The sequence below is a fragment of the Cedecea neteri NBRC 105707 = ATCC 33855 genome, assembly GCF_001571265.1.
In the GTDB taxonomy this organism is placed as follows: Bacteria; Pseudomonadota; Gammaproteobacteria; order Enterobacterales; family Enterobacteriaceae; genus Cedecea; species Cedecea neteri.
In genome coordinates, this window is the sequence record NZ_BCTL01000021.1 from 103,473 (window position 1) to 127,088 (window position 23,616).

The 23,616-nt window shown below is 55.0% G+C and carries 13 protein-coding genes, 1 tRNA gene and 1 pseudogene; 13 read left to right on the forward strand and 2 right to left on the reverse strand.

Translation table 11 applies throughout. The features are described 5' to 3' along the window. Positions 1 to 106: 106 nt before the first annotated feature. Entirely contained in the window at positions 107 to 760 is a 654-nt protein-coding gene (gene trhA / locus CNE01S_RS10180; protein WP_039297867.1) for a PAQR family membrane homeostasis protein TrhA, read from the forward strand. Positions 761 to 817: 57 nt separating this feature from the next. On the opposite strand, the gene ygfZ is transcribed toward trhA, so the two are convergent. Then, positions 818 to 1,804: a tRNA-modifying protein YgfZ gene (gene ygfZ / locus CNE01S_RS10185; RefSeq protein WP_061275670.1), complete on the reverse strand. Its 987-nt coding sequence runs from the start codon at positions 1,802 to 1,804 to the stop codon at positions 818 to 820. A gap of 246 nt (positions 1,805 to 2,050) precedes the next feature. Between ygfZ and sdhE the strand changes: the two genes are divergently transcribed. Together sdhE and CNE01S_RS10195 are read left to right on the forward strand one after the other, a co-directional pair. Further along, on the forward strand, positions 2,051 to 2,317 hold the full coding sequence (gene sdhE / locus CNE01S_RS10190; RefSeq protein WP_038479151.1) for an FAD assembly factor SdhE: 267 nt from the start codon (positions 2,051 to 2,053) through the stop codon (positions 2,315 to 2,317). Continuing rightward, complete coding sequence (locus CNE01S_RS10195; RefSeq protein ID WP_061275672.1) at positions 2,298 to 2,720, forward strand: protein YgfX; 423 nt, start codon at positions 2,298 to 2,300, stop codon at positions 2,718 to 2,720. The genes sdhE and CNE01S_RS10195 overlap by 20 nt, the downstream gene beginning before the upstream one ends. Here the strand turns inward: CNE01S_RS10195 and fldB are convergent. Then, on the reverse strand, positions 2,717 to 3,238 hold the full coding sequence (gene fldB / locus CNE01S_RS10200) for a flavodoxin FldB (protein ID WP_061275674.1): 522 nt from the start codon (positions 3,236 to 3,238) through the stop codon (positions 2,717 to 2,719). The two genes, CNE01S_RS10195 and fldB, sit on opposite strands and share 4 nt — an antisense overlap. 102 nt (positions 3,239 to 3,340) lie before the next feature. Between fldB and xerD the strand changes: the two genes are divergently transcribed. From xerD to CNE01S_RS10250, 10 genes and pseudogenes are all read left to right on the forward strand, one after another. Continuing rightward, entirely contained in the window at positions 3,341 to 4,237 is an 897-nt protein-coding gene (gene xerD, locus CNE01S_RS10205) for a site-specific tyrosine recombinase XerD (RefSeq protein WP_061275676.1), read from the forward strand. 26 nt (positions 4,238 to 4,263) lie between these two features. Then, the gene (gene dsbC / locus CNE01S_RS10210) at positions 4,264 to 4,980 is read left to right on the forward strand and encodes a bifunctional protein-disulfide isomerase/oxidoreductase DsbC (protein ID WP_061275678.1); all 717 of its coding nucleotides are present in this window, start codon (positions 4,264 to 4,266) and stop codon (positions 4,978 to 4,980) included. 6 nt (positions 4,981 to 4,986) lie between these two features. Beyond that, positions 4,987 to 6,720, forward strand: a complete 1,734-nt coding sequence (gene recJ, locus CNE01S_RS10215) for a single-stranded-DNA-specific exonuclease RecJ (protein ID WP_039287484.1) — start codon at positions 4,987 to 4,989, stop codon at positions 6,718 to 6,720. Between the two features lie 139 nt (positions 6,721 to 6,859). Continuing rightward, positions 6,860 to 7,958 (forward strand): peptide chain release factor 2 gene (gene prfB / locus CNE01S_RS10220; RefSeq protein WP_096753951.1). Its coding sequence is split into 2 segments (ribosomal slippage): positions 6,860 to 6,934 and positions 6,936 to 7,958, totalling 1,098 coding nucleotides; the frame shifts between segments, so codons are not numbered across the junction. 9 nt (positions 7,959 to 7,967) lie between these two features. Beyond that, the gene (gene lysS / locus CNE01S_RS10225; RefSeq protein ID WP_061275682.1) at positions 7,968 to 9,485 is read left to right on the forward strand and encodes a lysine--tRNA ligase; all 1,518 of its coding nucleotides are present in this window, start codon (positions 7,968 to 7,970) and stop codon (positions 9,483 to 9,485) included. 66 nt (positions 9,486 to 9,551) lie between these two features. After that, positions 9,552 to 10,304, forward strand: a complete 753-nt coding sequence (actS, locus tag CNE01S_RS10230) for an amidase activator ActS (RefSeq protein ID WP_082763202.1) — start codon at positions 9,552 to 9,554, stop codon at positions 10,302 to 10,304. 89 nt (positions 10,305 to 10,393) lie between these two features. Continuing rightward, positions 10,394 to 10,467 (forward strand) — tRNA-Gly (locus CNE01S_RS10235). A gap of 813 nt (positions 10,468 to 11,280) precedes the next feature. Further along, on the forward strand, positions 11,281 to 18,855 hold the full coding sequence (locus tag CNE01S_RS10240) for a Tc toxin subunit A-related protein (protein WP_061275684.1): 7,575 nt from the start codon (positions 11,281 to 11,283) through the stop codon (positions 18,853 to 18,855). Positions 18,856 to 18,903: 48 nt separating this feature from the next. Further along, entirely contained in the window at positions 18,904 to 23,175 is a 4,272-nt protein-coding gene (locus tag CNE01S_RS10245) for a SpvB/TcaC N-terminal domain-containing protein (protein ID WP_061275686.1), read from the forward strand. A 71-nt stretch (positions 23,176 to 23,246) separates the two neighbouring features. Next, positions 23,247 to 23,616 (forward strand): annotated as a pseudogene (locus CNE01S_RS10250) (RHS repeat protein); the annotation flags it as partial.

Here is a 23,616-nt window from a genome sequence, read left to right on the forward strand (position 1 = left end):
TCACAGGCGCTCACACATTTATTTTAGCTTACATGTGTTCACTGGAATCATTCTCAGTTAGGCTAGTGGTGCTGCGTTATTCTTCTATATCTCCGGGAGGAGCCAGATGGCTCGTAAACCACTTATCGCGCATGGATATTCTCTGGCTGAGGAAGTAGCCAATAGCATCAGCCACGGCATTGGGCTGGTGTTCGGCATTGTTGGCCTGGTGTTGTTGCTGGTGCAGGCGGTCGATGCCAATGCCAGCGCAACGGCAATCACCAGCTACAGCCTTTACGGCGGCAGCATGATCCTGCTGTTTCTCGCCTCAACGCTTTACCACGCCATTCCGCACGAGCGGGCCAAACGATGGCTGAAAAAGTTCGACCACTGCGCCATCTACCTGCTGATTGCCGGAACTTACACGCCTTTTTTACTGGTGGGGCTCAACTCGCCGCTCTCAAAAGGCCTGATGATTGTTATCTGGAGTCTGGCGCTGGCCGGGATCCTGTTTAAGCTCACTATCGCCCACCGGTTTAAGGTGCTGTCGTTGGTGACCTATCTACTGATGGGCTGGCTGTCGCTGGTGGTTATCTACCAGATGGTGGTCAAACTGGCGCCGGGCAGCGTGACGCTACTGGCGATTGGCGGCATCGTTTATTCGCTCGGGGTGATTTTCTACGTTTGCAAACGTATTCCGTACAATCACGCCATCTGGCACGGGTTTGTGCTGGGCGGCAGCGTTTGCCACTTCCTCGCGATTTATCTCTATATTCGTTAAAGCGTGTAACTCGCCAAAATCAAAATATTGAGCCCCGGTTTCGGGGCTCAGCGTCGATTAATTTTCTTCCAGAGAATAGGGCAGTGGCTCAAGTGTCAGCTTGCTGTTTGCATCGTCACGTACGCGCAAGACGCTGTCCGGCTCAAGATCGTTGTTCATCACAGCCTGCACAACAAGACGTCCATCTTCTAATCTCGAAGCGGCCAGCACGGTGCCGGTACGACGCCAGTTCTCACCCATCTGCAACTCAAGATCTTCGCCTGCTTCAGGCACGCGGCTTGCGCTACCGGCCAGCAGCCAGAGTGCACGCTTATTTGCCCCGCGGAACTTGGCTCGGGCGACCATTTCCTGCCCGGTGTAGCAGCCTTTTTTAAAGCTGATACCGCCCAGCGCCTGAAGGTTCGTCGCCTGCGGAATGAATTGTGCGCTGTTTACGCTATCAATGATCGGTAATCCGCCTTCGATATCCAGCGTCAGCCACTGCTGGCTATCATTGCGCTGTGCTTCTTCACTGAGTTTTTCGGTTAACGCCTGAGCCGTTTCTTCATCAGTAATAATCAGGAAGCGTTCCGCTGGCAGGTTCAGCCATAGCAATGTTGTTGTACCCTGCTGTACAACCTGGGTTTGTTCGTCCGGCAGCGTGTCGAAAACGGCAGCAAGCGCAGAGCGGGCCTTGAAACCAGCCAGCCCTAACAAGACGCTGGCATCATCCGCATTAAAGGTGACTTTAGAGAAAACGGAATATTTCTTCAGCTCTGTGAGTTGAGCGTCACGCAGGTTGCGGCGCTCAATAAAAGCAAAGCCTTCACCGCGATGGAACAGACGCAGGTTGCTCCACATCTTGCCTTTGGCATCGCAATGGGCGCATAGCAGATGCTGGCCCGCGTCAAGTTTAGCTACATCCGCGGTAACCTGACCCTGAAGATATTTTTCAGCGTCTGCACCGACGGCAGTAACGAGAGCCCAGTCGTCAAGCGTCATTAACGTCAGCGGCAGACGGGTGGCGGCGCTGGGCTGGCGAGGAGGAAACGGATTAAAAGCCATAACAAAGATCCCGGGTTATCCAACGGTTTAATTTCTCAATGGTAAAAGAGCCTGAGGGCAATGCAAGCAGTTTGATAACGCCATTCGTGCGTTTACGAGCAGCCTCGGAGAATCTTGTGCAATCGATGCTGTTACAGCGCTTTGTGCCGGGAAAGTACGCACAATAAAACATTCCGGTAATCCCGCTGACGAAAACACGTTACACTAACTCCGTACCCAACTTGATGGCTAAGCAGGAAAGTGCACATGGATATCAATAATAAAGCCCGAATTCACTGGGCATGCCGCCGTGGAATGCGCGAGCTCGATATTTCGATTATGCCGTTCTTCGAACATGAATACGAAACGCTCAGCGACAGCGATAAGCAGCTGTTTGTTCGCCTGCTGGAGTCTGACGACCCAGACCTGTTTAACTGGTTGATGAACCACGGTAAACCTGCGGATACGGAACTTCAGCGTATGGTTAGCCTGATTCAGACTCGGAATAAAGAACGTGGTCCTGTGGCAATCTGATCTGCGGGTTTCATGGCGCGCGCAATGGATGTCATTACTCCTCCACGGCCTGGTGGCGCTGTTTGTGCTGCTAATGCCGTGGCCGATGAGCTACACGCTGGTCTGGATGCTGCTGCTTTCCCTGGTGGTTTTCGACAGCGTGCGCAGCCAGCGCCGTATTCACGCTCGCCAGGGTGAAATTAAACTGCTGGCGGACTTTCGCTTGCGCTGGCAGGGGCGTGACTGGGATATCGTCGGAAATCCGTGGATGATTGACAGCGGAGTGATGCTAAGGCTGCGAAGGGCCGGAAAGCATCGCTGCCAGCATCTTTGGCTGGCTGCTGACAGCATGGATATCGTTGAGTGGCGAGATTTACGCCGCCTGCTGACGCAGCAACAGGCGAGCGGAAGCGGGCAGATTTAAGCGAAGCGCTCGGCCATTTCGCCCAGGATTTGCTCGCACCAGGTTTCAATCCGTTCGTCGCTCAGATCGTACTGGTTTGTTTCATCCAGCGCGAGGCCGACAAACAGCTGCCCGTCGGCAATCACCGGTTTTGGGCTGGTAAATTCGTAGCCTTCCGTTGGCCAGTAGCCGATGAACTGCGCCCCGCGCGGTGCCAGCTTGTCGTGCAGCATGCCTAACGCGTCCAGGAACCACTCACCGTAGCCAAGCTGGTCGCCCATGCCGTAAAGCGCCACGAGTTTGCCTTCCAGGTTCAGTTCCTCCAACTGCGGCCAGACGGTTTCCCAGTCTTCCTGCAGTTCGCCAAAATCCCAGGTTGGAATGCCAAGGATCAGAACGTCATACTGCTCCATCATGGCCGGGGCGTCGTCTTTCAGGTTGTGAAGCGTCACCAGTTCCGGGCCAATGATGTCGCGAATTTTTTCGGCCGCCATTTCGGTGTAGCAGGTGCTGGAGCCGTAAAAAAGACCAATGTTCATAGCAATAACAACTCATTTTAAACGCGTGCAGATGGCCAAGTGTACCAGATCCCGTTCGCCATCATGCATAATGGACACAATTCGCCAAATCAGGAGTGGAGCGTGGAACAGGATAAGATCCGTATCGAACAGTTTCTGGATGCGCTGTGGCTGGAAAGAAATCTGGCCGAAAATACGCTCAGCTCCTATCGCCGCGATCTTACTATGGTGGCCGAGTGGCTTCAGCGTCATCAGCTTAGTTTTTTAACCGTTCAGGCTTCTGATCTCCAGTCGCTGCTTGCGGAGCGCGTTGAGGGCGGTTATAAAGCCACCAGTTCCGCGCGGTTGCTCAGCGCTATGCGGCGGTTATTCCAGTACCTGTATCGCGAAAAAATGCGGGAAGACGACCCTAGCGCGCTGCTTTCATCCCCCAAGCTACCCCAGCGTCTACCAAAGGATTTAAGCGAGGCTCAGGTTGAGCGGCTATTGCAATCTCCGTGTCTCGATCAGCCGATTGAGCTGCGCGATAAAGCCATGCTGGAAGTCTTGTACGCAACCGGGCTGCGTGTCTCGGAGCTGGTCGGGCTTACAATGAGCGATATCAGCCTGCGGCAGGGCGTCGTGCGGGTGATTGGTAAAGGTAACAAAGAGCGCCTGGTGCCGTTGGGAGAAGAGGCCGTACACTGGATTGAAGAATACCTGAAGTATGCCCGCCCGGAACTGTTAAACGGGCAGTCTCTGGATGTACTCTTCCCCAGCAACCGCGCGCAGCAAATGACGCGACAAACCTTCTGGCATCGCATTAAGCACTATGCCGTGCTGGCGGGCATCGACAGCGAAAAACTGTCGCCGCATGTGTTGCGCCATGCTTTTGCCACGCACTTGCTGAACCATGGCGCGGATCTCCGTGTCGTACAGATGCTGCTGGGCCATAGTGATTTGTCCACCACACAAATTTATACACATGTAGCGACGGCGCGTTTACGTCAGCTGCATCAACAGCACCACCCTCGAGCGTGAGTGCCACAAGAGATAAAGGAATCCTCATGAAAAAAGGTTTTTGGCTGCTTTCGCTGCTGGCCGCTTCCGTTTCCGGTTTTGCTCACGCGGATGACGCCGCCATTAAACAATCGCTGGCGAAGCTCGGCGTGCAGGGCGCGGACATTCAATCTGCTCCGGTTGCCGGAATGAAAACCGTACTGACCGACAGCGGCGTGCTCTACGTTACCGAAGACGGCAAACATGTGATTCAGGGGCCACTTTACGATGTGAGCGGCGCCCAGCCGGTGAACGTGACCAACCAACTGCTGATCGGCAAGCTGAACGCGCTTGAAAAAGAGATGATTATCTACAAAGCGCCGAAGGAGCAGCATGTGATTACGGTGTTCACCGACATCACCTGCGGCTACTGCCACAAACTGCACGAAGAGATGAGCGACTACAACGCGCTGGGGATCACCGTGCGTTATCTGGCATTCCCGCGTCAGGGGCTGCAAAGCCAGGCTGAAAGCGATATGAAGTCCATCTGGTGCGCCAAAGACCGTAACAAAGCGTTTGATGCCGCGATGAAGGGTGGCGATGTGGCGCCGGCAAGCTGCGACATTAACCTGGCTAACCACTACAACCTGGGCGTGCAGTTTGGCGTGCAGGGGACGCCAGCGATAGTCCTGAGCAACGGCAGCATGATCCCGGGTTATCAGGGGCCAAAAGAAATGAAACAAATGCTGGATGCTCACAAGCAGTTAATGAAAGCGGGTGGTTAATTTCGGGTGAAACAGCAAACGCAACTCCGCCGCCGGGTCGTTGACAGCTCGGTGGCGCTTCCGGCTACGCTGCCTCCTTTGTTACAGCGGCTGTATGCCAGCCGGGGCGTGCGTGGCGAACAAGAACTGGAGCGCGGCGTAAAAGGGATGCTGCCGTGGCAGCAGCTCAGCGGCATCGACCGGGCCGTCGTCATGCTTTATAACGCCTTTCGTGAAGGCCTGCGCATTATCGTTGTCGGTGATTTTGATGCCGATGGGGCAACCAGCACGGCGCTTAGCGTTCTGGCCCTGCGCAGCATGGGGGCTGAAAATATTGGCTACCTGGTGCCGAATCGCTTTGAAGATGGCTATGGGCTTAGCCCGGAAGTGGTCGATCAGGCTCACGCCCGCGGTGCGCAGGTGATAGTGACCGTCGATAACGGCATCTCATCCCATGCGGGCGTTGAGCGCGCTCATGCGCTGGGGATCCCGGTGCTGGTGACCGATCACCACCTGCCAGGGGAAACGCTTCCCGCCGCTGAAGCTATCATTAACCCTAATCTTGCAGACTGCGCGTTTCCGTCGAAATCTTTGGCCGGCGTTGGCGTCGCATTTTATTTGATGCTGGCGTTACGCACGCATCTGCGTGATAACGGCTGGTTCGAACAGCGTGGCCTGGCCATTCCCAATCTGGCTGAACTGCTCGATTTAGTCGCGTTGGGCACCGTGGCGGACGTGGTGCCGTTGGATGCCAACAACCGCATTCTGACCTGGCAGGGGCTAAGCCGTATTCGCGCGGGTAAATGTCGTCCTGGTATTCGCGCGCTGCTTGAAGTGGCAAACCGTGAGCCGCAAAAGATCGCCGCCAGCGATCTGGGCTTTGCGCTGGGGCCGCGCCTGAACGCTGCGGGTCGACTGGATGATATGTCGGTTGGCGTGGCGCTGCTGCTCAGCGAAAATATTGGTGAAGCGCGCATGCTTGCCAACGAACTGGACGCGCTGAACCAAACGCGTAAAGAGATTGAACAGGGCATGCAGGTTGAAGCACTCACTCTTTGCGAACAGCTGGAGCGCAGCAGTGAACAACTGCCTTACGGGCTGGCTATGTATCACCCGGAATGGCACCAGGGCGTGGTCGGTATTCTGGCCTCGCGCATCAAAGAGCGTTTCCACCGCCCGGTAATCGCGTTTGCGCCTGCGGGAGACGGCACGCTTAAAGGCTCCGGCCGCTCGGTTCAGGGGCTGCACATGCGCGATGCCTTAGAGCGTCTGGACACACTCTATCCGGGCATGATGCTGAAATTCGGCGGTCACGCTATGGCCGCAGGTTTGTCGCTGGAAGAGGCTCGTTTTGAGGAATTCCGTCAGCGCTTTGGTGACCTGGTCGGCGAGTGGCTGGACCCGGCGTTGTTGCAGGGGGAAATCTGGTCCGACGGCCCGCTTTCTGCCCAGGAGATGACGCTGGAAGTGGCGGAGATGCTAAGGGACGCGGGGCCGTGGGGGCAAATGTTCCCGGAGCCGCTGTTTGACGGCAAGTTCCGCATCCTCCAGCAACGTCTGGTCGGCGAGCGCCACCTGAAGGTGATGGTCGAGCCTGTCGGCGGTGGTCCGCTGCTGGACGGTATCGCCTTTAACGTGGATACCACCCGCTGGCCGGACAACGGCGTGCGCGAAGTTGAACTGGCCTACAAGCTGGACGTGAACGAGTTTCGCGGCAACCGAAGCGTGCAGCTTTTGATTGATCATCTCTGGCCGATCTAACCCGCATTCTCAACGCTGCCGCAGCGTTAATTACTTGGCTATATGTCAGGGAGAATGCTACAAAATGCGGCGTAAATCCGGTAAACTTTCCGGTTTACGACCGCATTTCGTCTTCTGAAATCAACATAAGAAATTACGCATGTTTGAAATTAATCCGGTAAAAAGCCGCATCCAGGACCTCACAGAGCGCAGCGACGTTCTTAGGGGGTATCTTTGACTACGATGCCAAGAAAGAGCGCCTCGAAGAAGTAAACGCCGAGCTGGAACAGCCCGATGTCTGGAACGAACCTGAACGCGCACAGGCGCTGGGGAAAGAACGTTCCTCGCTGGAAGCGATTGTCCAGACTTTAGACCAGATGGCCCAGGGCCTGGAAGACGTTTCCGGCCTGCTCGAGCTGGCGGTAGAAGCCGACGATGAAGAGACCTTTAATGAGGCCGTCGCCGAGCTGGACGTGCTGGACGCCAAACTGGCGCAGCTTGAATTCCGCCGCATGTTCTCTGGCGAGTACGACAGCGCCGACTGCTATATCGACATCCAGGCAGGCTCCGGCGGTACGGAAGCGCAGGACTGGGCGAGCATGCTGGAGCGTATGTACCTGCGCTGGGCAGAAGCTCGCGGTTTCAAAACCGAAATTATTGAAGAGTCCGAAGGCGAAGTGGCGGGCATCAAGTCCGTGACCATTCGCATTCAGGGCGACTATGCCTTTGGCTGGCTGCGTACCGAAACCGGCGTTCACCGCCTGGTGCGTAAGAGTCCGTTTGACTCCGGTGGCCGCCGCCATACTTCGTTCAGCTCCGCGTTTGTTTACCCGGAAGTGGACGACGACATTGATATCGACATCAACCCGGCGGACCTGCGCATTGACGTTTATCGCGCATCCGGTGCGGGTGGTCAGCACGTTAACCGTACGGAATCTGCGGTACGTATTACCCACATTCCAACCGGTACCGTGACCCAGTGCCAGAATGATCGTTCTCAGCACAAGAACAAAGATCAGGCGATGAAGCAGATGAAGGCGAAGCTGTACGAGCTGGAAATGCAGAAAAAGAATGCTGAAAAGCAGGCGCTGGAAGACAACAAATCGGATATCGGCTGGGGCAGCCAGATTCGTTCTTACGTCCTCGACGACTCCCGCATTAAAGATCTGCGTACCGGGGTTGAAACCCGTAACACGCAGGCGGTGCTGGACGGCGATCTGGACAAATTTATCGAAGCAAGTTTGAAAGCAGGGTTATGAGGAACCAACATGTCTGAACAACAAGCACAGGGCGTAGACGCAGCAGCCGATCTTAACAATGAACTGAAAGCGCGCCGTGAGAAGCTGGTGGCTCTGCGTGAGCAGGGTATCCCATTCCCGAACGATTTCCGTCGTGACCACACCTCAGACCAACTGCACGCTGACTTCGATGCGAAAGAGAACGAAGAGCTGGAAGACCTTGGCGTTGAGGTAAGCGTGGCTGGCCGTATGATGACCCGCCGTATCATGGGGAAAGCTTCCTTCGTGACGCTGCAGGACGTTGGTGGCCGCATTCAGCTGTACGTGTCCCGCGACGACCTGGCGGAAGGCATCTACAACGAGCAGTTCAAGAAATGGGACCTGGGCGATATCCTGGGCGCGCGCGGCAAGCTGTTCAAAACCAAAACCGGCGAGCTGTCCATTCACTGTACTGAACTGCGTCTGCTGACCAAGGCGCTGCGCCCGCTGCCGGACAAATTCCACGGCCTGGCCGATCAGGAAACCCGCTACCGCCAGCGTTACCTGGACCTCATCGCTAACGATGACTCTCGTAACACTTTCAAAGTGCGTTCGCAGATCATGGCCGGTATCCGCCAGTTCATGGTTGGTCGTGACTTTATGGAAGTGGAAACGCCAATGATGCAGGTGATCCCTGGCGGCGCGTCTGCTCGTCCGTTCATCACGCACCACAACGCGCTGGACATCGACATGTACCTGCGTATCGCGCCTGAGCTATATCTGAAGCGCCTGGTGGTGGGTGGTTTCGACCGCGTCTTCGAGATCAACCGTAACTTCCGTAACGAAGGTATCTCCCCGCGCCATAACCCAGAGTTCACCATGATGGAACTCTATATGGCTTATGCGGACTACAAAGATCTGATTGAGCTGACCGAATCCCTGTTCCGCACCCTGGCGCAGGACGTTCTGGGCACCACCGAAGTGCAGTACGGCGAAGAAACCTTCGACTTCGGCAAGCCGTTTGAAAAGCTCACCATGCGTGAAGCTATCAAAAAGCACCGTCCGGAAACCAACCTGGCCGATCTCGACGACATGGACAAAGCGGTAGCTATCGCCCAGTCCATCGGCATCAAAATCGAGAAGAGCTGGGGTCTGGGTCGCGTAGTGACTGAGATCTTCGAAGAAGTTGCGGAAAGCCACCTGATTCAGCCGACCTTCATCACTGAATATCCGGCAGAAGTCTCTCCGCTGGCTCGCCGTAACGACGAAAACCCTGAAATTACCGACCGCTTTGAATTCTTCATCGGTGGCCGTGAAATCGGGAACGGCTTCTCCGAGCTGAACGACGCAGAAGACCAGGCGCAGCGCTTCCAGGATCAGGTTGATGCGAAAGCGGCAGGCGACGACGAAGCCATGTTCTTCGACGAAGACTACGTCACCGCGCTGGAGCATGGCCTGCCGCCAACGGCGGGTCTGGGCATTGGTATCGACCGTATGGTTATGCTGTTCACCAACAGCCACACCATCCGCGACGTTATCCTGTTCCCGGCTCTGCGTCCGACTAAGTAATATCTTTATCCCTCTCCGCAAGGGGAGGGATTTCCCTCAAGTTCATCAACGTTACCGGGGACTGGTTTGCGCAAGGAAAGCATTTTTAAACGCTGGCACATTACCGCTTTCATTATCATGATGAGCCTGATGCTGACGGCCTGCTCCTCCTCAAAATCAGCCAAAAGCACCCGAAACGAAGGCACCTTCAGCGGCGCGGTTTACACCGTGAAGCGCGGTGACACGCTCTCTAAAATCTCCAGAATGACCGGCAGCAGCGTGGGTGAGCTCGCCCGGCTGAACGGGATACCTTCGCCTTACACTATTCAGGTGGGCCAGCGTATTCGGATCAAAGGCTCAGGCTCTGTAAGCAGACCGAAAAACACCGCCACGGCCAAAAACACCACTGCGCCTGCTCGCACACAAAACTCGTCCATTGCCAAAGTAGCACCGCCGCCGGTGGGCGCTCGTTGCTGGCTGTGGCCGACGAAGGGCAATATTGTTGAACCGTTCTCCAGCAGCGACGGCGGCAATAAAGGCATCGATATCTCTGGCTCTCGCGGGCAGCCTATTTATGCTTCAGGTGCGGGAACGGTGGTTTATGTCGGCAACCAACTGCGTGGTTACGGCAATCTGGTGATGATTAAACACAGCGAAGAGTACATCACCGCTTACGCCCATAATGACACGATGCTGGTGAATACCGGGGAAAAAGTGAAGGCCGGGCAGAAGATTGCCACGATGGGTAACACTGGGGCGGATTCGGTGCGTTTGCACTTCCAGATTCGCTACCGGGCCACAGCCATCGACCCGCAGCGTTATCTCAAACCGTCGTGTTAATTTAAAAAAGTGCTTGAAAAACCATCACCTGGACTCAAAGGCACTTGCCAGCGGGTGCTGAAAGTCTATAATGCCTAACGCACCTTAAAGCGGGCGTAGTTCAATGGTAGAACGAGAGCTTCCCAAGCTCTATACGAGGGTTCGATTCCCTTCGCCCGCTCCAATCCTTCTCTGATGCATCCACCCGGCACTTTTCGTAACAGCACTTGTGACTTATGTATGCGATCCCGCGCAGACATTTTTCGGCATGGCTGTCAGCTTAGTCGCTGGAAGCCGCGAGCCAGTTCAACGCCAGGGCATGCTCATCAGAATTTTCTTGTATGTCGTTTATCTTTAAACGTTTATCCCCCTCTATCAGATTCTTATCCTTGATTCTTTGAGAAGAACAAATCTTGTATTTCAGATATCACTATGAGCACATGGATTTAACGCATCGTTAATATATTCACAGAATGATGACGCTTTCACTGTGGAACTATTTATAAATTTCCTCAGCATTCTTAACAGGTAAAGAATTGATAATCTCTTTTTTACCCAGAATTAATAATTTCATACATCATGCCTACTAAATGAGGTAGGTGTGAGTGATGATATTATGAACTATTGTTTTGAGGCCTCTGTTTTATGACCTCTCTCTTAATATCATTTTCTTTGATAGGGTACAGAGTTAAGTCTCAATAAAACAGTGTGTTAACGGTAATGGCGGCAAAAGAGCGATCGCGGGGACTGTTAGTGTGTTAATTATTTCAGTGCTGGCAAAAAATTATCGGAAAGCCTTTTTTATTGCTGAGGATTTTATTGTGAATCACTAATGAGACTCTTCTGATGTATTTTAAAGGGTTGCAATATTTATTGATGTAAATCATGCCGGGTCGCTTTGCTTTATTGATTTCAAAAGAATGCCGCTGCTACGCTAAATTAACCATTTCGGACATTGTGCCCGGAGTGTTAATCTTTAATAAGAGCGGTGAAAAGTATGTTAAATACCGGCGAGCTGTTATCTAAAATAAATGAGAGTAATAATAACGATGAAGAAGTATTATTAGCCTCCTTACAGCATTTATCCTTCAGCGAAATTCAAGATAAATACAGCGATGTAATAACGTATTCCCAGGCTAAGCACATCTTTGATGAAGCCCAGGAAGCAAAAAAAGCGAACACCCTGCTTGAGACCCGCGTTTTTACCCGGGCAAACCCTCAGCTTCCTGACGCTATTCGCGCCGGTATTGCCAGCAATATAGAATCCCAAAGCTATGACGAGATGTTCGGCTCACGTTCGTCCTCTTTTGTGTTGCCCGGCTCCGTTGCCTCAATGTTTTCCCCGGCAGGCTACCTGACCGAGCTGTATCGGGAAGCGAAGGACCTCTTTGTCGAAAGTTCAGCCTTCAACCTTCAGGTCCGTCGCCCGGATCTGGCCGAGCTTGTGCTGAACCAGGCCAATATGGACGAAGAGATTTCCACGTTAACGCTGTCGAATGAGATTCTGCTGGCGCATGTGGAAAAAGAGACGGGAAAGACCGGCGATAAGTTACTGCAATATTTCGCCTCGGCGCGCCAGGCGGGCTCGTTACCTTATCACCGCCCTTATGAAACCCTGCGTCAGGCCATTTTGACCCTCGATCCTTTGTTGAAAGCGTTGTCCGGCAACCCCGCCGTGATAGCAAAAGCCGACCAGAACGCGCTGCTGGCGCTGTTGGCCAATATCTCGCCGGAGCTGTATGCCATCCTGACGGAAGAGGTCACGGCCAGCAATGCGGAAGAACTGTTCGCCAAAAACTTCCCGGCAAGCGTCACACCGGAAATGTTTGAATCGGTGACCGATATTGCGAATTATTATGGCCTTACAGTGGAAGAGGCCCGGCAGTTTGTCGGCGGTAGCAGTCCGGAAAATAACGAAGAGTATTTCGACAATATCCTGACTGGCACAATCACTTCAGATAGCGGGGAAATCGAAAGGTACCGTATTAAGCGAGAATATACTGACACGTTTAGCATGATGAAGCTTTTGTATCGGGGGAACGGAAAATTCGCCTACTCGATCAAGTGTTTTAATGGTTGGTCTAAGGTTGTCGTACTAAAAAACGAAGATACTGAGGTGGGTGTCCTACCGGATGTGAGAAGCAATATATGGAAGACTACCGATCTGCATGATTTCAACGTTGAGGATGCCAAAGCTCGCGTGTATTTACGTATTCACGCTTCATATGACGGTAATACTCCTGATTTAGGCAGCGCCTATTTCACCTTTGAAAGCTACCCACCCGTTGTTTTTGCCCTCAAGCTAAATAAGGCTATCCGCCTTTGTCGGGCCGCTGGCCTGACGCCTGACGAGCTGGAAAATATCGTCCGGGCGGCGAATTCCGGCGGCATGATCGACGATAAAGTGCTGAATATGGTGTTCTACACTCTGTTCTTCCGTAAGCGTTATAGCCTCAGCCTGTCCGACTCGCTGATTTTAAGCGGCGGCACAATCTCCCAATACAGCGTGGACAACCAGGTCAGCGTGTTTGACCAACTGTTTAACACGCCGCCGCTGGCCGGGACATGGTTTAACGTTTCTGACACAGCCAGCATCACCATCGACGATACTTCTCATGCCCACGACGCGCTGCTGAACGGCCTGGGGGTCACTCAGGAAGAGCTTTATCAGCTTGCCCTGATGGCTGGTTTACTGAAGGCTCCGACCGATAAATTTACGCTCAGCCTGAAAAATATTACCGCGCTATATCGCCTCGCGCTGGTTGCCCGGGTCAGCGCGCTGACGGTGAACGAGCTGTATCTTTTGTTCCTGGCTTCCGGGAGCCACTCTACCGAAGGCCCAGAGTTTGTCCGCTACATTGACACGCTGGTCACCTGGACCGAGGAGGCCAAACTCACGGCAGAGCAGCTGTGGTACCTGACGACCCCGGACCACCCGATAACCCTGACCCCGGAAATGATCAACCTCCGCAGCAGCCTTCAGGGCAGGGTCACGGAGGCCGACCTGACGGCCGCTACTGATGATCAAGCCCGCTGTCGCCTGGTCGCGCCGTATATTGCCGGTGCCCTGAATCTCTCTTCCCCGGACCTGGCCGTGTCCCTGCTGCTTTGGTGCGATACCGACACGAATTTCAAGCTCAAACCGTTCCTCACCTTACTGGTTAGTGAAAAGCTGGATCCCGGCGCCGGAAAAAGCGAAGACATTCTGGCGGGTTACCTGCATGTTTTGGGGCAATACGCCCTGACGATTGATGCGCTGCGCCTGAGCGCCGCAGAGGTGGCCGCGCTGGCGGCGGATACGGGCAAACGGCGGCGGTTGCTTGCCTCCGTGGTTGTTGGCCGCGATGCCGTTAACCGGCTGTTGTCCCTGTACCATTTCCACAGCTGGATAAACGGCCTCGGGCGTGAAAGCGGCAGTATTCTGGCTACTCTGAATACGGGCAGCGTTGACGTTGCACAACTGGCTTCTGCAATGGGGCTGGGGGAAACCATGCTGACCCAGGCTTTGTTCTGCGTGACGGGAAAAAACAGCCCCAAAATTACCGGGGGTTGGCAGACCATTTACCAGATGCTGCAGTGGGTGAACGTTGCCGGGGCGCTGAACACTATGCCGGTGGTGATTAAAGAACTGACCGATATCCGGCTTTCGGCCAGCGGCGCAAACGCTTCTGGCTGGGCGCAGTGGTCATCCCTGGCCCGCAAGCTGGAGGCGGCGTTAACTGCCAGAGAGGCCCAGCTGCTGGCAGGCTACAGCGCCGGACGGCTGAGCGACATCCTCTCGCAATGGTTTATCAGTAACGTTGAAGTTGACGGCGTGCCGGTGCAAAACCGCGACCAGCTCTACAGCTATTTCCTGATTGACAACAAAGTCTCGCCCGAGGTGATAACCACGCGCATTGCCGAGGCTATCGCCAGCGTGCAGCTACACATCAACCGGGCGCTGAACCGCATTGAGCCCAACATGCGGTCGGACGTGTCTACCCGGCAGTTCTTTACCGACTGGGAAATTAACAGCCGCTACGCTACGTGGGGCGGGATTTCCCGGCTGGTGTATTACCCGGAAAACTACGTTGACCCGCTGATGCGCGTGGGGCAGACGAAGATGATGGACGAGCTGCTGCAGTACATCAATCAGAGCCAATTGGGTGAAGATACCGTGGAGGACGCGTTTAAAAACTATCTGGCTCGGTTTGAAAGCGTGGCGGATTTAAAAGTCATCAGCACCTACCATGACAACGTCAACAGCAATACTGGGAAAACCTGGTTTGTGGGCCGCACTAGTGAAGGCATTCCGGAGTATTACTTTAGAAGCGCCGATATGTCGCGGTTCAGCCACGGCAAGCTGGCGGCCAATGCCTGGAGTGAATGGGTAAAAATTGACGCGGCGATCAACGCCTGGAAAGACACCATCCGGCCGGTAATTTTCCGTGACCGGCTATATGTCACCTGGCTGGAGCGGGATGAGGTGGCGAGCAACGGCAGCGCTAGCTTCACCCCTTCCTGGCGCTATACGGTGAAGCTAGCCTTCCTGCGCCAGGACGGCAACTGGAGCGCCCCGTGGGCCTATGACGTGACAACACAGGTGAATGAAACGGGCGCAGCGAAGGAAGGCGAACAACTAGGGCTGTGTGCCTCGGCCTACTACGGCGAAGACACCCTGATGGTTTACATCTACAGGCTTCAGGCCAGCTATGACTTCAGTAAACCGACCTTTATTCGCGGCATGTCCATTTACGCCAACGGTACCCGGCGTGAGATGGCGGATAGCGAGATGTCTAAATATGCATTGCTGGCGGCGACGCTGGACGTCACCCATGGGACGCTGGGCGTGATTCGCAAGGCGAATTACCGCTTTGCTATTGACTACGATATCCCCACCTCGCTGGTGCTGTCTTCAAAAACCTATGGCAATAATGAAGTGACTCATATCCCTGATGCGAAGATAAATAGCATCAGGTTTAAGTCCTCATCAGAGAGCTTAAATATTACGTTATCCGACCTGAGTTTTTCCGTTCATTATACCAAGGATACGGAATTACAGCGTATGACGGTCGAGGCGATGAAGCTGCCGGGGCTGGACGGTAAATCCCAGTGGGGCAGTGAGTTTATTTTGCCGTTCAGAAGTGTTGATTGGTGGCTAATAGGTGGTAATAGTTCGAAAGAAATATGCTATGTGGTTTACAATACGAGTAAAAAATCGCTTTCATTAAAAATGCCTCAAGGTTCTAAAGGTGCAGAATACCTTTACCTGACAAAAATAGATCCAGGTAGAAATTGGATTAATTCATTTGAACCATATAACGATGCATTTTTTAAGGTTAAGGTGTCTTCTTATTCTAATAGTGAATTATACGGAACTTTTCCTGCATCAATTGATAAGGATCTGAGCGGAGTTGTATACATCGTTAAAGGATGGGCTAGTTCTGTTAGTTACACTGCTCCGGACGTAATAGTGTCAGTACACAAAGTCGATTCCTGGCTTAAAATAGACACCACTCTCGATCTGTCCAGGACGGCAGTTAATGTCACTGCGGGCGGCGTAAAAGCAACCTATTCCGCCCAGCAATATGTGAGCAACAAGCCAGCAGGCTCCTTCGATGAGATGAAGTACTCGTTCAACCCGCTGCTGGTTGACGGTAGCAAGCTTACCTTCAGCCACAATCAGGTCTGGGTTGAAATCACCTGCCAGGCTTATACCCAGAATGGATTTTTCATGGGGAGCGTAAAAGGCAGCCTGCGGGTATCTCGTGTTGACAGAAAGCCAGACACCATCCTGCACCTCTATGAGACCGATACCGGCGTGCAGTATATGCAGTACGGCGTATACCGCATTCGTCTTAACACCCTGCTGGCCCCGGAACTGGTGACCCGTGCCAGCGTCGGGATTGGCTCCATCCTGTCGATGGCAACCCAGCGGTTGCCGGAGCCTAAGTTAGGGCACGGGAGTTTTATCACCGTGAATTTCCCTGCCTATAATGCCGCGTTACATGGTTCATCCAGAACGGCCACTCTTTACCTTTGCAACGCAGGGACAGTCGACCAGGACTCTAGTTTCTGGTCCGGGCAGTTAACCGACGCGTCTCAACAGGTCACCCTGTTCGTGTCGACCTCTCAAACGGATTATGGCGACCCGCTGCAGTTCCCTGCCGACAGAACTAAAGGGTTAGACGTTAAGCTGCATTGCCAGAAAGGCTGGTATGTCGTGGGGACTTTCAAAAATATTTCGGCGGAAGATCTGTCGTTAACCAGCTTCACCCCATCGACAGGCCACAACTCTGCCAGAGACCCCGCCATTAGCGTGCTGTCGACGCAAACGACGCAGCTGGACTTTAACAGCTCCTGTGCCCTCTACTATTGGGAACTGTTCTACTACGTGCCGATGATGTGCTTCCAGCGCATGCTGCAGGAAAAACAGTTTGAGCTGGCGCGGAAGTGGATGAACTATGTCTGGAACCCGCAGGGTTACATCGATGAGGGTCAAATCGCATTGCGGGTGTGGAACTGCCGGCCGCTGGAGGAAACCACCTCCTGGAACGCCAATCCGCTGGACGCCATCGACCCCGATGCCGTCGCCCAGAACGACCCGACCCACTACAAAGTCGCCACCTTTATGCGCTTTATCGAGCTGATTATCACCCGCGGTGATATGGCCTACCGGGAGCTAACTCGCGACGCACTCAATGAAGCCAAAATGTGGTACGTCTTCGCGCTGGAAGTGATGGGCGAGGAACCGAAAGAGTTTGGGCAAGGAGAGTGGAATAATCCGTCGCTGCAAAATGCGGCCAGAGACACCGCGCGACTCGCTCACCAGAATACCCTCAACCACCTCAGAGCCGGTGAGTCCGTGAAGTTTGACGAGCTTACGGCCAACTCGCTGACGGCGCTTTTCCTGCCGGAATATAACCCCGCGCTGACGGAATGTTGGGCCACTCTGCGCCTGCGCCTGTATAACCTGCGCCACAACCTCAGTATTGACGGGCAGCCGCTGTCGCTGTCTATTTATGCTCAGCCAACGGACCCTAAAGCCCTGCAGGCAAGCCAGGTCATGGCATCCGAAAACGGCCGAGCCCTGCCGGCCGGTACGCTCTCGCTGTATCGTTTCCCGGTGATGCTGGAGCGTGCGCGTAACCTGACCAGCCAGCTGGAGCAGTTTGGCTCGGCGTTGATGAGGCTGGCGGAAAACAGCGATGCGGATGAGTTTAATACTCTGCTGCTGCAGCAAGGGATGGAACTGATGGCACAGAGCGTCCATCTCCAGGAGCGTGCGGTAGCAGAAACTGAGGCCGATATTGAGGCGCTGAAGGTCACCCGGCAGGGGGCTCAGATGCGGTTGGACAAATACACCCAGCTCTACGATGCAGACGTCTCTGCCGGTGAACGCCAGGCCATGAACCTGGCTAACACCGCAGGTGGCCTGGCGGTGGCCAGCCAGGCCATGAGCATCGTGGGCGGCGCGTTGGATATGGCGCCGAACGTGTTTGGCTTTGCCTGCGGGGGGTCTCGTTGGGGGGCCGTTGCCCATGCGGCATCTAACGTGATGGCCCTGCAATCCACTGCGATGCAGATTAATGCGGATAAGGTTGGCCGTTCTGAAATGTACCGCCGCCGCCGCGAAGAATGGGGCATTCAGCGCGACAACGAGCAAAACAGCATTGACCAGATAGACGCGCAACTGCTTGCCCTGGATATTCGCCGGGAAGCGGCCTCGCTTCAGGTGGAATACCTTGAAACACAGCAGGTGCATACCCAGGCTCAGCTTGAATTTATGCAACGTAAGTTCACCAGCCGGGCGCTGCAGAGCTGGATGCGAGGGAAACTGAGCGCCATTTATTATCAGTTCTTTGATATCACCCAATCCTTCTGCCTGATGGCGCAAGAAGCCCTGCGCCGTGAGCTGAACGACGGGGGGATAACCTTTATCCGGGGCAGTGCCTGGAACGGTAACTCTGCGGGCCTGATGGCCGGGGAAACGCTTCAGCTTAATCTGGCCGAGATGGAAAAAACATGGTTTGAACGTGAGACACGCACGCTGGAGGTGACCCGTACTGTTTCACTGGCGCAGGTCTACGCTGGCCTTTCTTCGAACAAGTTTGACCTGAAGGCGGCGGTCACCTCGCTGATCGGTACCGGCACGAAACCGTTCGGTTCAGCCGGAAACGAAGTGAAGATCAATGCCAAACAGGAGCTTGAGGCGTCCGTTTCGCTTAAAGGTCTGAATATAAACGGCGACTATCATCAGGACTTAGGTAAGCTCCGGTTAATTAAGCAGATCAGCGTCACGCTGCCGGCGTTGGTTGGCCCTTATGAGGACGTGCGGGCGGTGCTGAACTATGGCGGAAGCGTGCTCGTGCCACGCGGCTGTGACGCCATTGCTATCTCGCACGGGATGAACGACAGCGGCCAGTTTGTGCTGGACTTCAACGACTCGCGGTACCTGCCATTTGAAGGGATCCCGGTCGATGACGCAGGATCTTTGGCGCTGAGTTTCCCGGCCCCTAAAGGCGCTCAGAAAGACCTGCTGGCCAGCCTGAGCGATATCATTCTGCATATTCGTTACACCATTCGCGCTTAACCTATCACCTTAAATCAGGCCTCATCAGAGGCCTGTGAGGTATTTATCATGCAAAACGACAAAACGTTAACTGTTCTTCCTCCTTCTCTTCCCAAAGGCGGCGGTAGCATGCAGGGGATGGGCGAAACGTTAACCATGGGCGGGCCGATGGGCGCCTCGACCCTCACCGTACCTTTCCCTATTACGTCCAGCAGGGGATATGCCCCTCAGCTGGCGCTGAGCTATTCGAGCCTTAGCGGGACGGGAATATTCGGACGTGGCTGGCAGGCACTGGCACCGTCTATTCGCCTTCGGACTTCACACGGCGTGCCTCGCTACGCTAAAGAAGACACCTTTTTAAGCCCCGACGGCGAGATATTGCGTATCGCCCTTAATGCGCAAGGGAAAGAGGATACCCGCGTCACACGGAGTTTGCAGGGGGTAACGCTACCGGCAAGCTGGCGCGTCACCCGCTATCAGCCCCGCATCGTGCAGGACTTCAGCCGCTTTGAATACTGGCAGCCTGATACCGGCAATACCGACCTGCCATTTTGGGTGGTCTTTTCCCCCAGCGGCGAGGTTTCCATTTGGGGGAAAACCGATCTTGCACGGATCGCCAACCCGGCGGATAAAAGCCAGATAGCGGAGTGGTGCCTGGAAGAGAGCGTTACGCCCACCGGCGAACATATTGCGTATCAGTACCGGGCAGAAAATGACGCCCAGTGTGATGCGGATGAAAAAAAACAGCACCCGTTATCCAGCGCTCAGCGCTATCTTGCTCAGATCAATTACGGCAACATCAAACCTCAGGCCAGTTTATTTGCCCTGGATAAAACGTCACCTGCAGAAAATCAATGGCTGTTCCACCTGGTGCTGGATTACGGCGAACGTGGTGTGACGCTGAACCAACCTCCGGCCTATGCGGCGTCGCAGCCCGATGGCTGGCTGCTTCGGTCCGATAGCTTCTCCCGGTTTGATTATGGTTTTGAAGTGCGAACCCGCCGTTTGTGCCGGCAGGTGCTGATGTTCCATCGCCTTGAGGCTTTGGCGGGGCGCACGGTGGCCAATGAAAAACCGGCGCTGATTGCCCGGCAGCTCTTCACCTATGCGCTGAATGCCGATGCGGCAACCCTGAACGGCATTCAGGCCGTGGCTTATGACGAGGCGGGGGCAGTGCAGACCATGCCGCCTTTATCGTTTACCTATCAGCCCGCAGAAGAGGGCGGCTGGTCCGGCTGGCAGCCGATGCCTATTCTGGAAAAATACAATTTGCTGCAGCCTTATCAAATTGTCGATCTTTATGGCGAGGGGATCCCGGGGATCCTGTATCAGGATGTGCCGGGGGCGTGGTGGTACCGGGCACCGCAGCGGGGGGCGGGCGAATCCATTACCTATGACGCCCTGGCGCCTCTGCCGACAATGCCCTCCCAGCAGGATGCGGGCATGCTTATCGACATTAATGGCGACGGCAAGCTGGACTGGCTGGTGACATCTGCCGGGGTGAACGGCTTCCATTCATTCTCGTCAGACGGGCAGTGGTCGCCCTTTATTCCCGTCTCGGCATTGCCCATTGAATATTTTCACCCGCAGGCTCAGCTGGCGGACATTTCGGGCGCGGGCTTGCCTGACCTCGCGATGATCGGCCCGAACAGCGTTCGGGTGTATGCCAACCAGCGAACCGGCTGGCAGGCCGCGGAAAATGTTGCTCAAAAGGACGGCATTCGCCTGCCGCTGGCCGGGAACAATGAACGGGCCCTGGTGGCTTTCGCCGATATATTAGGCTCGGGCCAGCAGCATTTGGTCGAAATTACCTCTTCCAGCGTTCGCTGCTGGCCTAATCTGGGGCATGGCAAATTCGGCTCACCGATAACCCTGCCCGGGTTCAGCGTGCCGGATGCCGAATTCAACCCTGAACAGATATGGCTGGCGGACACCGACGGCTCCGGCGCGCTGGACATTATTTATGCGCACCGGACTTCTCTGTCGCTTTACATCAATGAGTCCGGCAATCGCTTTACCTACCCTCAAACCATTGCCTTGCCTGATAAGGTCACTTTTGATCGTACCTGCCAGTTGCATATCGCCGATACTCAGGGGCTGGGAGTGCCGAGTATTATCCTGACCGTGCCGCATATGTCGCCCGCCCACTGGCATCTGGAGCTGGAAGGCAACACCCCGTTGCTGCTTCATGATGTGGATAACCACCGGGGTACAAAAACAACGCTCAAATACCGCAGTTCGGCGCAGTTCTGGCTGGATGAAAAACAGCAGGCACGAGATGCGGGGCAAGAGCTTGCCTGCCATCTGCCTTTTGCAATGCAGCTTGTCAGGCGCCGGGAAGTGCTCGATGAGATAACGGGCAACAAACTGTCTTCCGTGCAGACTTATGCGCGCGGCGTATGGGACGGCAAAGAGCGCGAGTTCAGAGGCTTTGCCCGCGTTTCCGTTAAAGATACCGATACCCTGGCACAGGCCACGGGCTCAGATAATATTGCCGTTCCTTCCCGGCAGGTGAGTTGGTTTGCGACAGGCGTGCGCGCCGTTGATGACACGCTGCCTGCTGAATACTGGTCAGGTGACACACGGGCCTGGCCGCATTTTACGCCTCGTTTTAGTCAATATGATGCTAAGCAGCTGAAAGATGTGGCCGTGACGCTGACAGATGAAAACCAGGATGAAATGTACCGTGCCATGAAAGGACTTCCGCTGCGCAATGAAGTTTATGGGGAGGATGGTACGCCGGCGGCGGCCATTCCTTACGCTGTGAGCGAATACCGCGTTCAGGTGCGCCAGCTGAACAATATGGTAGGGGGCGGGGCATTGGCCAGCACCCTGGAAAGCCGGGACTACAGCTATGAGCGCGTCATCAGCGATCCGCAGTGCCACCAGACAATCACCCTGGCGAGCGATGAATGGGGTAACACCACTGACAGCGTAAGCGTGGCCTATCCCCGCAGGGCCAAACCGGCCACTTCTCCCTATCCGTCTACTTTGCCGGACACGCTGTTTGCCAGCAGCTACGACGAGCAACAGCGGGTTCTGCGTTTAACCCACCAGCGCCAAACCTGGTATAACTGGACGCAGGATGAAGCTCACTTCCTGCCGGGTATCCCGCTGGTTGTGCGTGATGACTCATGGGAACACAGCGCAGAAAAAGTCCCTTCAGGCGGCATCACGCTGGAGTCGCTGATAACCGGGGGATTACTCACAGGCAGCGCTCAGTACCTTGGGCATCAGCAGTTCTACTGGAAAGGTGGGAATACCAAACCGAGCTGGCCGCTGCTGTCTGACTATACCGAACAGGCTATGCTGGGGGACGCAGAGCTGGCCGCATTCGACGGTATCATGACGGCCTCCGAGCTGACCGCACAACTGACGCAGGCCGGCTATATCTCAGTCACCCGGCCTTTGGCGTTGACCAGTGAGTCTAAGGTCTGGGTTGCCCTCAAAGGTTTTACGGATTATGGCTCTGCCAGCCAGTTCTATCGCCCTCTTCAACAGCGGGACACTAAGCTGACAGGAAAAACCTCCATCACCTGGGATACTCATTACTGTGCGGTGACGGATATCCAGGATGCCGCTGGAGCCAAAACCCATGCGGATTACGACTATCGTTTCCTGACCCCGAATCACATTATCGACCCTAATGACAACCATCAGGCTGTGACCCTTGATGTGTGGGGGCGGCCGACCAGCTCGCGCTTCTGGGGGACCGAAAATGGCGCTGCCCAGGGATACACACAGCCTTCTGCAGAAAAAGTGCCTTTCACCGTCCCGGCAACGGTAGAAGAAGCGCTGGCTATCACTAACCCGATCCCGGTGGCGCAATGTCTGGTCTATTGTGACAGCAGTTGGATGGCGGCCGAATCGTCGCGGATGCCGCCTCATACGCTGGTGATTACCACCGATCGCTATGATACGGATAAGCAGCAACAGCGGCGGCAGACGATCTCGTTCAGCGATGGTTTTGGCCGTGAACTGCAGACCGCCGTTCGATTTGCACCGGGCGAATCCTGGCAACGCAAGAGCGATGGCAGCCTGGTGACCGGGAGCGATGGAAAACCCGCTGTTGCCAACACGGATACCCGTTGGTCGGTTTCCGGGCGGGGCGAGTACGACGGGAAAGGGCAGTTAATTCGCCGCTACCAGCCATTCTTCTTAAACAGCTGGCTCTATCTCAGCGACGACAGTGCCCGACACGATCTGTATGCCGACACTCACTACTTCGATGCGATAGGCCGGGAATATCAGGTGAAAACCGCCAAAGGGGACTTCAGACGAACGCTGTTTACGCCGTGGTTTACGGTTGCCGAAGACGAGAATGACACGGTAACCCAGTAACACATGACGCCCGGTTTCCTGTTGTTTCAAGACTGGAGGCCGGGTGTCTTGTTAACCATTGAGAGAAATCTATGAGCACTTCACTGTTCAGTAAAACCCCTTCGGTCACGGTTCTCGACAACCGGGGCCTGAGCGTGCGTAACATCGAATATCACCGCCACCCGGACACCCCGGCCACCACCGACGAACGCCTCACCCGCCACACTTTTGACGCCAGCGGCTTCCTGATCCGCAGCGCCGACCCGCGTCTCGACAAGGCCGGCCTGGCAAACTTCACGTACATCACTGACCTCGCCGGCAACGTGCTGCGTTCGCAGGGCGTGGACAACGGCACTACCGTGAGCCTGAACGACGTGGCCGGGCGGCCGGTGATGGTGGTCGATAACATCGACGCGGCCGGAGACAAAAGCCAGGCTGTAACCCGCCGCTGGCAGTATGAGA